Origin of the sequence: Bartonella sp. AP72JLCBS, assembly GCF_042195705.1 — a bacterium.
Lineage (GTDB): Bacteria > Pseudomonadota > Alphaproteobacteria > Rhizobiales > Rhizobiaceae > Bartonella.
In genome coordinates this window covers 1-13,042 of record NZ_JBHIOU010000007.1, presented here as the reverse complement: position 1 = coordinate 13,042, position 13,042 = coordinate 1, and the positions used below count along the sequence as shown (strand labels likewise).

Annotated in this window: 12 protein-coding genes and 2 pseudogenes; 12 read left to right on the top strand and 2 right to left on the bottom strand. The window is 37.8% G+C overall.

Annotated elements, in window-relative coordinates; genetic code table 11:
• The first annotated feature begins 100 nt into the window (after nucleotides 1–100).
• From ACFILO_RS05000 to ACFILO_RS04980, 5 genes are all read left to right on the top strand, one after another.
• A complete protein-coding gene (locus ACFILO_RS05000; RefSeq protein ID WP_375652512.1) occupies nucleotides 101–934 on the top strand; it encodes a cell wall hydrolase in 834 nt (277 codons plus the stop codon).
• A gap of 177 nt (nucleotides 935–1,111) precedes the next feature.
• On the top strand, nucleotides 1,112–2,359 hold the full coding sequence (locus tag ACFILO_RS04995) for an aminopeptidase (protein WP_375613327.1): 1,248 nt from the start codon (nucleotides 1,112–1,114) through the stop codon (nucleotides 2,357–2,359).
• A gap of 271 nt (nucleotides 2,360–2,630) precedes the next feature.
• Entirely contained in the window at nucleotides 2,631–3,506 is an 876-nt protein-coding gene (gene mutM / locus ACFILO_RS04990) for a bifunctional DNA-formamidopyrimidine glycosylase/DNA-(apurinic or apyrimidinic site) lyase (RefSeq protein ID WP_375632305.1), read from the top strand.
• A gap of 84 nt (nucleotides 3,507–3,590) precedes the next feature.
• Nucleotides 3,591–4,985, top strand: coding sequence for a M20/M25/M40 family metallo-hydrolase (locus ACFILO_RS04985; RefSeq protein ID WP_375611787.1), 1,395 nt, complete (start codon nucleotides 3,591–3,593; stop codon nucleotides 4,983–4,985).
• A complete protein-coding gene (locus ACFILO_RS04980; RefSeq protein WP_375632307.1) occupies nucleotides 4,978–5,598 on the top strand; it encodes a ribonuclease D in 621 nt (206 codons plus the stop codon). Before ACFILO_RS04985 ends, ACFILO_RS04980 begins: the two co-directional genes overlap by 8 nt.
• A 250-nt stretch (nucleotides 5,599–5,848) precedes the next feature.
• Here the strand turns inward: ACFILO_RS04980 and ACFILO_RS04975 are convergent.
• Nucleotides 5,849–6,291, bottom strand: a pseudogene (locus ACFILO_RS04975) (integrase); the annotation flags it as partial.
• Between the two features lie 411 nt (nucleotides 6,292–6,702).
• On the opposite strand from ACFILO_RS04975, the gene ACFILO_RS04970 reads away from it, so the two are divergent.
• From ACFILO_RS04970 to ACFILO_RS04960, 3 genes are all read left to right on the top strand, one after another.
• The gene (locus ACFILO_RS04970) at nucleotides 6,703–7,032 is read left to right on the top strand and encodes a hypothetical protein (protein ID WP_375677929.1); all 330 of its coding nucleotides are present in this window, start codon (nucleotides 6,703–6,705) and stop codon (nucleotides 7,030–7,032) included.
• A 1,003-nt stretch (nucleotides 7,033–8,035) separates the two neighbouring features.
• Complete coding sequence (locus ACFILO_RS04965; protein ID WP_375621215.1) at nucleotides 8,036–8,869, top strand: outer membrane protein; 834 nt, start codon at nucleotides 8,036–8,038, stop codon at nucleotides 8,867–8,869.
• 336 nt (nucleotides 8,870–9,205) lie between these two features.
• A complete protein-coding gene (locus ACFILO_RS04960; protein WP_375652515.1) occupies nucleotides 9,206–10,042 on the top strand; it encodes a porin in 837 nt (278 codons plus the stop codon).
• 273 nt (nucleotides 10,043–10,315) lie between these two features.
• Here ACFILO_RS04960 and ACFILO_RS04955 read toward each other — a convergent pair whose 3' ends face one another.
• Complete coding sequence (locus ACFILO_RS04955; RefSeq protein ID WP_375677928.1) at nucleotides 10,316–10,507, bottom strand: hypothetical protein; 192 nt, start codon at nucleotides 10,505–10,507, stop codon at nucleotides 10,316–10,318.
• A 318-nt stretch (nucleotides 10,508–10,825) separates the two neighbouring features.
• Between ACFILO_RS04955 and ACFILO_RS04950 the strand changes: the two genes are divergently transcribed.
• The 4 genes and pseudogenes from ACFILO_RS04950 to ACFILO_RS04935 form a co-directional block, all read left to right on the top strand.
• Nucleotides 10,826–11,029 (top strand): hypothetical protein, encoded by a 204-nt coding sequence (locus ACFILO_RS04950; protein WP_375677927.1) that lies wholly within the window; start codon nucleotides 10,826–10,828, stop codon nucleotides 11,027–11,029.
• Complete coding sequence (locus ACFILO_RS04945; protein ID WP_375652522.1) at nucleotides 11,022–11,246, top strand: outer membrane protein; 225 nt, start codon at nucleotides 11,022–11,024, stop codon at nucleotides 11,244–11,246. Before ACFILO_RS04950 ends, ACFILO_RS04945 begins: the two co-directional genes overlap by 8 nt.
• Nucleotides 11,247–11,428: 182 nt before the next feature.
• Entirely contained in the window at nucleotides 11,429–12,310 is an 882-nt protein-coding gene (locus ACFILO_RS04940; RefSeq protein ID WP_375677926.1) for an outer membrane protein, read from the top strand.
• Nucleotides 12,311–12,524: 214 nt separating this feature from the next.
• Nucleotides 12,525–13,042: pseudogene (locus ACFILO_RS04935) on the top strand (hemagglutinin repeat-containing protein); the annotation flags it as partial.

Sequence of the window (13,042 nt, the reverse complement as noted above, 5' to 3'; positions counted from 1 at the left end):
CTGAGTGGTAACAATTAGCTATGTACTTTATTGAGAGATACATTTAAAGCTCATTTCAAGACTTGAATATCTCAGAGATTATAGGAATGTGTTGCATAAGATGAAAAAAAATCGTTGGAATGTTTTTGTTACCTGTTGTGTAGCGCCGTTAGTTGTTGTGGGTTGTGCTTCAAGTCATTTAGATGCTGGAAAAATAAATAATAATAAGACAAAAACGGTTACATATCCATTGACAGAGCGTCAATGTCTTATGCGAGCGATGTATTTTGAATCAAATCGCACAAGCCGTGAAGGAATGATTGCCGTTGGAACGGTTGTTATGAATCGTGTTAATTCAACCGCCTATCCTAAGACGATTTGTGGTGTTGTTGGTCAATATAGGCAATTTGCTCCTGGTGTTTTAACGCGTCCTATGACGGAGAAAGCATCTGTTGCTCGTGTAAGAGAGGCGGCTGATGCCGTTTTACGGGGTGAACGAGATAAGAAAGTTAAACACGCTAAGTTTTTTCATACCGCTGGTTTGTCTTTTCCGTATAAAAACATGCATTATGTTCAGGTTGCAGGGGGAAATGCTTTTTATGAAAAACGATCACGTGATGGAGAGCTTCAAGTTCCTACAAATAATCGCCCTTATGATGTTGCTTATGCTTTTGCTCAAGAACGTTCTGGTCATGCGCCAAGCTTTATAGATGAAGGCTTAGAGAGTAGGGGCGTAAAGGCAGAGAAAAGTACATCTCCTTCGACAGAAGTAGCACAGTCCAAGATGGCACATCCTGCGCCTTTTGCTATGGTACAGCTTGATAAAGTTCCTATCCCTGCCTATGCACCTCAACATCTAGCTAGGAAAGAGGAAAATAAAACGATTATGGTTTTACCTTCATCTGATCAGTTAAATGCAATTGTTGCAATGTTAGAAAAACGACACAGGAACTAGTAAGTTTTTCATGACCAAAGAAGGATGATATACCCATTGCGGTTTATGAATTAAGTGAATTTTAGCGATAATGATACGCATAAATATACGTAGAGAAAGCGAACTCAAAGGATCTGAAAAACAATTTATAATATGACGACATAAAGAACGCATTCTATTTAAAGAAGGGTATTGGTAATGTACTTTGATATTCATGAGACAATTTTGCCTGAAATGCTTAATCGTCTTGCAGAAATTACAGTGAAAGTGGGGTTGAATTTACAAGAGGGGCAGGATCTTGTTTTAACTGCTCCAGTTTCAGCGTTACCTTTTGTTCGGCGTATTGCATATCATGCTTATAAGGTTGGTGCTGGTGTCATTACACCAATTTTTAGTGATGATATGTTATCGCTTACACGGTTTGAAAATGCCCATACAGCTAGTTTTGATTGTGCCCCTTCTTGGCTTTATGAGGGAATGGCAAAGGCTTTTGAAAATGGGGCAGCGCGTTTAGCGATTGTTGGTGATAATCCTTTGCTCCTTTCCAATCAGGATTTTGATAAGGTTTCACGTTTAAATAAAGCCACTTCAATAGCTTACCAGCCGGCACTCAAGCAAATATCAAATTTTGCTATGAATTGGTCGATTGTTGCTTATCCAACAGCAGGATGGGCTGAGGCAATGTTTCCTTCTTTACCACTTAATGAGGCGATAAAAAAATTAGCCGATGCAATTTTTTCTGCTTCACGTGTTACAGGAGAAGATCCGGTGCAGGCGTGGACTGTTCATAATGCACATTTGAAGAAACGGTCATCTTGGCTTAATGAGCAGCGTTTTTCTGCCTTACACTTTACAGGGCCAGGGACTGATTTAACTGTTGGTTTGGCAGATGATCATGAATGGCATGGTGGTGCATCCGTTGCTCAAAATGGTGTTATTTGCAATCCGAATATTCCGACAGAAGAAGTTTTCACGACTCCTCATGCTCATAAGGTTGAAGGTTTCGTTCGCTCAACAAAGCCCCTTTCCTATCAAGGAACTCTGATTGATAATATTGAAGTACGTTTTGAAGCCGGGCGTATTGTTGAGGCTCGTGCATCAACAGGCCAAGAAGTTTTACAGCAGGTTTTGCAAAGTGATGAGGGTGCAAGCCGGTTGGGCGAAGTTGCCCTTGTGCCCCATTCTTCACCAATTTCTAAGAGTGGCCTCCTTTTTTATAATACCTTATTTGATGAAAATGCTGCATGTCATATTGCTTTAGGGCAGTGTTATTCCAAATGCTTTTTAGATGGGGCATCATTGACGTCAGAAGAGATTGCAGCACGTGGTGGGAATAAAAGTGTCATTCATATTGACTGGATGATTGGTTCTGGTGAAATTGACATAGATGGCATTACCCAAGATGGTGTAAGAGTTCCTGTATTTCGTAAGGGTGAATGGGCTTAATTTTGTTACCATAAAACACGGTCATTTGAGGTGGGGTGGGATGTAAGCTTTATTGATACGTTAAGTATTTTAGAGTGTGTGGTATATATTCAAGGCAGGGTTTGTCCATAAAGCCTTTAGTTAAATGATTCACATAAGTAGGAATCCAAGTAAAATCCACTCATCAAGAATTTGTTTAGTAGATGTAGAGGAAGTCTTCGTTTTTTGAGGGGGGAAGAAGTCAATTTATCAGTGATACGATTGGAAAGTGTATAATTATTAAAGAAGAGTAATGCCTGAGCTTCCTGAAGTAGAGACAGTTCGTCGTGGACTTGAGTCCGTTGTAACTGATGCAAAGATAGTATCTGTCAAACTTAATCGTAGAGATTTGCGCTTTCCTTTTCCTGAGGCTTTTTCTGAGCGCCTTATTGGCAGAACAATTATAGAACTTGGTCGGCGTGCGAAATATTTATTATTTCATCTTTCTCAGGATGAAACGATTTTAAGCCATTTAGGAATGTCTGGTTCATGGCGTATAGAGAATGATTTTTTAAGAAAAGCTTGTTCAGTGTCAAGTAAATTAGTTAAACATGATCATTTTGTCATGGATATTCAGACAAAGAATGGTGACGTTTATCGTCTTATTTATAATGATGTGCGTCGCTTTGGGTTTATGCTTTTAGTCGATACGGATAAGCTTTATGAACATCCACTTTTAAATAAGCTAGGTCTTGAACCTATAAGTAATTCGTTTTCTGGTCGTTATTTACAAAAGGCTTTTGTTAATAAAAAAATGTCTCTCAAGGGTGTTTTACTTGATCAGTCTATTGTTGCAGGTCTTGGGAATATTTATGTTTGTGAAGCACTTTGGCGGAGTCGTTTGTCTCCACAACGTGGTGCATTTACATTGGCATCAAAAACAGCACGTGCACGTGAATTTGCAGATTCTTTAGCACAAAATATACGCAATGTGATTTCTGAAGCCATTTTGTCTGGTGGCTCTTCTTTACGTGATTATATGCATATAGATGGTTCGCTTGGTTATTTTCAGCATGCTTTTTCAGTTTATGGACGAGAAGGCAAGCAATGTTTGGAATGTGGAGCGCCTATTATGCGCATTTTACAGGCTGGACGTTCAAGTTTTTACTGCTCACAATGTCAAAAATGAATAAGGTGTCTTGCAAAATCTTACAAGAGGCTTAAAGTCATCGCATCTATAATATAATTACACAAGGCTTGAAAGGTTTTTTTTATGCTGAATAAAGTACTAACACATCTTGATGGAAATATAGAGAAGAGCCTTGAACGCCTTTTTTCTCTTTTACGTTTTCAATCGATTTCTACAGACTCGGCTTACAAGGATGCATGTCGTAAAGCAGCTGATTGGTTAGTGGAGGATTTAAAAAGCATCGGTTTTGAGGCTTCACGCCGTGATACGCCGGGGCATCCAATGGTTGTTGGGCATCATCCTGGACCTTCAGATGATTGTTTGCATGTGTTGTTTTACGGACATTATGATGTTCAACCTGTTGATCCATTGAGTTTATGGGAGGATGATCCATTTACACCTTCTTTAAAAGAGAGAGATGGAGAGAAAGTTATTTGTGCTCGTGGAGCTTCAGATGACAAAGGTCAGTTGATGACTTTTATTGAAGCATGTCGTGCATTTAAGAAAGAAACAGGGCAGCTTCCTATTAAAGTTACTGTTTTATTTGAGGGAGAAGAAGAATGTGCTTCTCCTTCCCTTATTCCTTTTTTAAAAGCAAATACAGATGAACTTAAGGCAGATTATGCATTGGTTTGTGACACGTCAATGTGGGATGCGGATACACCATCTATTGCTCTTTCTCTTCGGGGAATTATGGCAGAAGAGATTATTATCACAGCAGCGAATCGTGATTTACATTCTGGTTATTTTGGAGGAGTAGCAGCTAATCCCATTCGTATTTTAACGAAAATCTTAGCAGGACTTCACGATGAAAATAATAGGGCAACACTTCCTGGTTTTTATGATGGCGTAGAAGAAACACCTCCACAGATTTTACAATCATGGAATGCACTTAATTGTACTGCTGAAAATTTTCTTGGTCCTATAGGACTTTCCGTTCCAGCTGGTGAAAAAGGGCGGAGCATTTTAGAGCTTGTATGGGCACGTCCTACCATGGAAATTAATGGTATTAGTGGCGGCTATGAAGGGGAAGGGATGAAAACAGTTATTGCTTCTCAAGCGAGTGCAAAAGTATCGTGTCGTTTGGTGCATAAGCAAGATCCAGAGAAAATACGCCAAGCGTTGCGTGATTATGTACGTAGCTCAATTCCTGCTGATTGTAAGGTTGAATTTAAGAATCACGGTTCTTCTCCGGCACTTCAGATTTCTGATGATTCATCTTTTATCAAGGAGGCGAAGGATGCCTTATCACAAGAGTGGGAAGTGCCCGCTGTCTTGACAGCCATGGGGGGCTCGATCCCAATTGTAGCAGATTTTCGGTCAATTCTTGGTATGGAAACTCTTTTGGTTGGTTTTGGATTGGCTGATGACCGTATTCATTCTCCTAATGAAAAGTATAATTTAAAATCGTTTCATAAGGGGCAGCGGTCTTGGGCGCGTATTCTTGCTGCTTTAGCAAGTAGGAGGGTAAATGGCTGAGATTCGCGTTCATCAAGGTGATTTACCAAACTTAGACAATTATAAAACTGATGCCATTGCGATTGATACCGAGACTTTAGGATTACAACCTTATCGTGATCGTTTATGCGTTGTTCAGCTTTCTTCTGGAGATGGTACTGCTGACGTTATTCAGATTGCTAAAGAACAAAAGAGTGCACCAAATTTGATAAAATTGCTTGAGGATAACGCAATAACCAAAATATTTCATTTTGGGCGTTTTGATCTTGCTATTTTAGCGCATACATTTGGTGTTATGCCAGAGGCTATTTTTTGTACAAAGATTGCTTCGAAACTCACGCGCACTTATACGGATCGTCATGGCTTGAAAGAAATTTGTAATGAATTGCTGAATGTGAATATTTCTAAACAGCAACAATCTTCGGATTGGGCGGCAGAAACGTTATCACAGGCACAAATTGAATATGCTGCGTCGGATGTGTTATATTTACATCGTTTAAAGGTTATATTTGAAGAACGTTTAAGACGTGAAGAGCGAGAAAATGTTGCCAAGGCATGCTTTCAATTTTTGCCTATGAGAGCTAGGCTTGATCTTTTAGGATGGGCGGAAGTTGATATTTTTGCGCATAGCTAACTTTAAAATTGGCTTTTAAATAGAGTTAATTATTGATGTGAGAGGACAAAATGCTTGTACATTATGGGCGTTTTATCCTCTCATCTTTTCTGATAAGAATTATAATAAATTCTTAAGTGCTATTTCATTTGAAGTTTAGGCAATAAAAGTACTTTTGCGAATCCATATTTTTTATTTTTGTAACAGCTTTTATTTGAAACAAAGCAATTTTGAGGAGAGGCTGGAAACATACGGTAGGTTGGAAGACTTAAATCTCTGAAACCGGTATACAGCCTAATTGGGGGAGAATATGAATGTGTAAATGTAAAAACCAAATCTCATCTTTACCATCATTTTTAATTCTGCTTTACGACTTTCAAAAGTATTTAAAGCAATGTCTGTTAAATAATAGAGATTACGCATTGCCTCATGTTTTTAATGGATTTATGTTCTTCGTGTAAAATAGAACGCCCTAAACGGAATATATTTGTGTTGCTAATTCATGTGCTTTTTGTAAAGAAACCGACACCCAAGTTCATTTTACGGTGGCGCTCATAAAAGATATAACAATAAAGCTTCCAATACCAATATAAAATCTATTGAACACTACCATCTTTATGCTTATGGAGTAACAAGCCGCTACCATCCACACAACTGTGCCAATTCCCAATGTTGTGTAAGTCCTTAGCACTTGAGACGGTTCATAAGAGACATTTTTAGTCTTTTTAGTGTTTTTATCCACACAGCTCTTCCAACTTGTAACGTGCAAACAAATGGTTTTGATTGATTCAACATGAAAAAGATTTTGAAGGAGAGAATCTTATGGTATTTAGGGTTCTCAGTCAATATGAATAACGCTAAATTAGCATTATAAATCAGTATATTATATGAAGTTCATATAGTTTATTATTTTCAGACGATACTTCGTGCCTTTATTTATTGCTCAATAAGTAATTTCTATGTTGGCAGAGCAGGGCAATTTGCTTTTATTTTAAAAGAAAAATGCTCCAAGCTTTATTTTTAAGGATTTTCACTTTTTATCTATAAACATATTATTTTTCTCTAGAAATTTGCAATGAAGGCACTAGATAAAATCCATTATGAATATTTGATGAGGTTAAATTTATGAACATAAAATATTTTATTACAGCTTTTGCTACTTTTGCTTCAATCTCTATGGCTCAAGGTGCAAGTTTTTTAGCGTCTCAAAACCTTATACAGAGAGCATCTTCGGCTGTTCCTCCAATAGGTTTTTTTACTGGTGAACAGCTTAGCAAGTTATTATCTGAAGTTTTTCAGATAGAACTTTCTTGCACAAATAACAGCGAAAGCATAACAGCAGCTAAGTTAGTACCTGTGTTACATTCTAGTAAAAAAAGAGATCATTATCCTAAAAGAAGACCAGGGAAAAAAGGACGGCCAAACCTATTTGCACGAGGTCCAATGAGTTTTTAAAAAGTGAAAAAACAACATCAAGAAGTATAATATATGCTTTGAAGTTGAAAAAGAGGGATATTTTTTCTGCCAAATTCATGATTTCTAAAGCAAGGTGTGGTGTGAAAACTTTAAGAAAGATTTCTCGTTTTTTCAGCTTTAAGGAGATTTCTATATAAGTTTTAATGTTTATCATACCGGTTGTCTGTCTTTAGGTATTTTTTTCAATTTAGCTAAAAAGAGTATGAAATGATAGCCTACAAATAGGGCTAAAGCTCTGGAAAAGATTTTCTAGAAAGTTAAGCAGAAGCGTAAATATGTCAAAAAGGAATAAATTCCTAAATTAAAAACAAAGAGCAAGCGTGATGAAATTACATGTAATTTTATTGCAGTTCATGGGGTAGTGAAGATCTTGTTCTGTCGGGTACAAGCATTCTTTACAATGATGAAAAAATAATCAAAGAGCTATTCACATTTGGTTATACGAAGGATGAAGCTAAAAACGTTGTTTGTATGAATTTAAATGGAACTGTTACATTTAGCTGCTCTCAATATTGTAACAGTCTTCATTGTTATAATATTGAGAATATTAATAGGAGCCATTCTAGCTTTTAAATAGTTTTATTTATTCACACACTTGCTCGTTTGTGAGGTGCTGGGGGGTTTTAGTATAAAAAGGCTTAAGATAAGAGCATCGTCAATATTGCAGACAAATTAATATAAAAGATATTTTTTCATTATAAATCAATATATTATATTTTTATGTCAATAGCACACGCTTTACACGGAGGGTACTGTGGCGCAGTTTTTTTTCAAAATGATAAAGGAGAGAAAACGTGAGGAAAAGAGATCATTTGTGCATGGGCATAGTTTTATTCTCATTATTACAGATCAAGCAATTAAGGGTACTTTGATTGGCTTTTTGTTTTTTTTATAAGTGTATCATTTTTGCTACAGATATCTGAAGATGGGGCTCTATATGAAACGGTGTGTTCAAATAAATATTCAGCTATGGAGAGAAAATATGAATATGAAATGGTTAATAACAGCTTCTGCTTTCGCTTTTGTTTCAGCTTCAGCAGCACAAGCAGCAGATGTTATTGTTCCCCCAAGACCAACACCTGTTGCTCCCGTTATTGTTGCTCCAACTTTTTCTTGGACAGGTTTTTATGTTGGGGGACAGATTGGTGGTTTTTCGGGTAAAACGAAAATGGATATTCTCAGTAATGGAAACAAGATTCCAGCGCCTGATGACCTTTTGCCTAAACTATCTGGTTTCATGGGTGGTCTTTATGCAGGTTCCAACGTTGATCTTGGTAATGGCCTTATTCTAGGTGTTGATACAGATATCATGTGGTCTAATAAAGATGACACGAAGACAGGAAAAACATATGTCATTGCCCCAGAACACATCAATTATATTAACAAGGTATTAAAAGACGCTGCAATTAATATTGGTAAAGATGCGCTTAAACCTGGTGCTAAACGAACCCACAGTTTCACTTTTAAAGAAAAGTGGGCTGGTGCAACGCGCGTGCGTATTGGTTTTGCAGCTGAACGCATTATGCCTTATGTTGCTGGTGGTATCGCTTATACACAGCTTCAAGATAGTGCGTTGATTTCAATAACAGATAAAGATTCAGACAAAGTAATCGCTTCTGGTACTCTGTCTGATGAAACAAAGACCCTTGTTGGTTACACCCTTGGTGCTGGTGTTGATTTAGCAATGACCAATAATATTATTGTACGTGCGGAATATCGTTACTCAGATTTTGGTAAAAAGAAATTCTCAAATGATAAATATGAGACATCTTACAAAACCAATGATTTCCGAGTTGGTGTTGCTTACAAATTTTAATAGATGGTAAGTTAAATAACGAAGAGGCTCTGTCTTTGACCGAGCCTCTGTTATTCTTTGTTGCTATATTATCACACAATACATAATTTATTGTGGATGTGAAAAGATATTATTCAGATTTTCTTAAAAAAATTCATAGACAACAAACAAAAATTACATTTAAAAATCAATAAGTTATTTATATATAATCTTTAGGTTTCTCGTACAAAATCAAGCTATGAAGCAATTTTGTCTGGGATGTGCCCTCCATTTTCTGTGACTGTATCATTTTTACTACAGCTTTTCTTTCTGTAATCTTGTAGCACTGTGCTCATAAATAAATTAGGAGCAAAGTTTATGAATATAAAATCTTTAGTAACAACTTCTGTTATCGCTATAGCGGCAGCTTCTGCAGCACAAGCTGCTGATGTTGTCATCCCTCATGAAACAGCCCCAGCAGTCATCGCAGCAGCCCCTTCATTTTCTTGGACAGGCTTTTATATCGGTGGTCAAGTTGGTAACTTTTCAGGTAAAGTTGATGAATATGATTCAGAAACAAAAAAGAAAATTACAGATAAAGACTGGACACCTAAGCCTTCCGGTTTCATGGGGGGTATTTATGTAGGTTCTAACGTGGATCTTGGAAATGGCCTCATTCTAGGTGTTGAAACTGATGCCGTCTGGGCTGACCGCGAAGATTCAAAAGCGCATTCAGCAGTCATTGGAGCAATTGGCCTTGATGCTTTCAAAGATGAGCTTATAGCAGCGAAAGCTACACCTGCTACAGGAAAAACTATTACTGGTATCGCGGCGACTGACAAACGTGTAGATAGCACCTCTATAAAAGAAAAATGGTCTGGTGCAACACGCGTTCGTGTTGGTTTTGCAGCCGTTGATCGCATTATGCCTTATGTTGCTGGTGGTATTGCTTATACGCAGCTCCAGATAGTCGATTCTCTTAAGGCGGAAGGAGCTGATGGTGCCGAAATCGCTTCTGCTAAAGTGTTTGATGAAACGAAAACGATGGTTGGTTTCACTGTAGGTGGTGGTATTGACTTTGCAATGACAGACAATGTTCTGTTGCGTGCAGAATACCGTTACTCAGACTTTGGTAAAAAAGCATTTGTAAAGGACGGGGATAAAATAGCTTACAAAACCAATGATTTCCGTGTAGGTGTTGCATACAAATTCTAATTTCGTCAACAACGAAATGATGAAGATAAAATAAATTGTCATGAGGCTCTGTTAAAGACGGAGCCTCTGTTATTTTTCTATTGTTATATTATTACACACTCCATATTTATTGGCGGTGTAAAAGATATTATTCAGATTTCCTTAAAAAGATTTTTATAAACGACAGGCAATAATTACGCGGTAAAATCAATGAATTATACGTATTCATAACTTACAATTTCTTGTGAAACGTGAAGTTATGAAATGACTTTATCTTGCGTCAGCTTTCGTTTCCTATGATTGTATCATTTTACTACAGCGTTTTTTTTTGTAGTCGTATAATACTGTGCTCGTAAATAAATGAGGAGCAAAGTTTACGAATATAAAATCTTCAGTAACAACTTTTGTTATCGCTATGACTACAGCTTCTGCGGCACAAGCTGCTGATATTGTCATTCCTCGTAAAAAAGCTCCAACAGTTATCATAGCTCTTTCGTTTTTTTAGACAGGTTTTTATCTTGGTGGTCAAGTTGGCAACTTTTCAAGTCAAAGTTTATGTATTTGATTTAGAGACAAAAGAAAAAAACTTCAGATAAAGATGCACTACCTAAGCCTTCAGGTTTCATAGGTGGTATTTATTTTAGGTTTCAACGTAGATCTTAGAAATGTCCTAGGTGTTGAACCCGATGCAGTCTGGGCAGACTGAGGAGAGACGAAGACGGTCTCAAAGATTCTTGTGATTGATGAATTTAATGATTTTAATGATGAATTTGAAGATGCTGGTGTTGCATTGCTGGTGTTACATTGGATGAAAATAAAAAGTTTCAAAAGGGTGACACAGCAGTGTATCGCATTGGTTTCAAAGAAAAAAGGTCTGGTGCAACACGGGTTTGTGTTGGTTTTTCTGTCGCTGACAGTATTATGCCTTATCTTGCGATGGTATTGCTTATGCGCAAATACAAGGTGTTGGTAAAGTTTCAGGAACAAAAAAAATTGGCAAATGGGTAAGCCAAGTAAAGAAGTTTCTGCTACAGTATTTGATAAAATAAAAACGATGGAGGGTTTCACCCTTGGTGGTGGTATAGATTTCGCGATGACAGATCATGTTCTGCTTCGTGCGGAGTACCGTTACTCAGACTTTGGTAAGAAGGAATATAAAAAGTATTACCTTAAACTAGGCTACACAACCAATGACTTTCACGTAGGTGTCGCTTACAAGTTCTAATCTCATCAAAAGTGCAATTATGAATAAAAAGTATTAATAAAAAATTAAATTTTCAAGAGATCTTGACTTTGATCAAAACACTGTTTTTCTGGGGTTTATTTGTGTGATTGTGACATTTTTACTACAGCTTTTCTATTTATAATCTTGTAAGGTCGTTTTATAGTTAATTTAGGAGCAAAATTATGAATACAAAATCTTTAATAGCAACTTCTATTGCCGCTTTAATTTCAGCTTCTGCAGCACAAGCTGCTGACGTGGTGATCCCTCGTGAAACAGCCCCAGCAGTTATCGCAGCAGCCCCTTCGTTTTCTTGGACAGGCTTTTATCTTGGTGGTCAAGTTGGTAACTTTTCGAGTAAAACTAAAGTAACTATTCCAGGAGAAGATAAAGAACTTGTCAAAAAAGATAACACACCTAGTCCTTCTGGTTTCATGGGTGGGATTTATGCCGGATCTAACGTAGACCTTGGAAATGGTCTCATTCTCGGTGTTGAAACCGATGCAGTTTGGGCAGACCGTGAAGAATCAAAAACAGCCCGTGAATTGACTCTTACTGAAAAAAATGCAGCAGATTTTAATGCTGCCCTTGAAAAAGCTAAGGTTGAATTAAAAGGTCAGCAACAGTTTGAAAAAGGCGACAAGGTAACGGAAAAGCACAGTTACAAAGAAAAATGGTCTGGTGCTACACGCGTTCGTATCGGTTTTGCTGCTGTTGACCGCATTATGCCTTATGTTGCTGGTGGTATTGCCTATGCGCAGGTACAGGGTATTCAATCAGTTACAGGAAAAGGAGAGAGAGTTAAAGTTGAACAGAAAGCTGGTGTGGTTGAAAACCCATCAGTTAAGCAAAATGTAGATTTGACTGGTGGTACTTGGGCTGATGACACGAAGACAATGGTTGGTTTCACTATTGGCGGCGGTGTTGACTTTGCAATGACCGACAACGTTCTTTTACGTGCAGAATACCGTTACTCCGATTTTGGTAAAAAGAAATTCGCCAACGATACACGTGAATTCAACTACAAAACCAATGACTTCCGTGTAGGTGTCGCTTACAAATTCTAATTTCGTAAAAATGAAATTATCAGCACAAAAAATACTAAGGCCTCGTTTAACGGGGCCTTTATTTTATTATCTCTCTATTTTATTTCTCTTAATCTCTTCATTTTTAATGGGATCATACTCCTCATGCAAAACAGAACGCCCCAACGGAATACATTTGTTGTTGTGTATTCACACATTTGTTTTAAAGAAATATTTTTCAAAGTATATCAAGCTCACTTATGTCCCTGGAAAAGATTTGAATATTCTAGGCTCTGATGTTCAAGCAACGGATAAACTTCTCTTGCAGGCTGAGAGGAATGTTTCTATTGATGCCACACGCAACAGTGCCAATAGCCATCGCGGGGATCAAACATCTCATGTTGCCTTGCACAATGGCTCTCATTTAAGTTCTGGAAAAGAGACCACTGTTCTATCGGGTGGCGATATCCATATGGCTGCTTCCGATATAGATGCCAAGGGTAATGTTGCTCTTGGCGCCCAAGGGGAGATAACAATAGGGGTGAGAAACGATGAGATGGAGTATCATCTTCGCGCCAAAAACACGAAAGTGGATATGCAAGCCTCTCATGCGGTTGGCTCTTCGATAAAATCGGGAGGTGACACCACTGTCATTGCAGGGCAGGATGGCAAACCGCATGATCTTAGCATTACAGGTAGTTCCATTGCGGCTGATGGCAAGGTAGGGCTGAAAGCCAGCAACGATGTCCTGATCAATAATGCAGAGGATAGCTT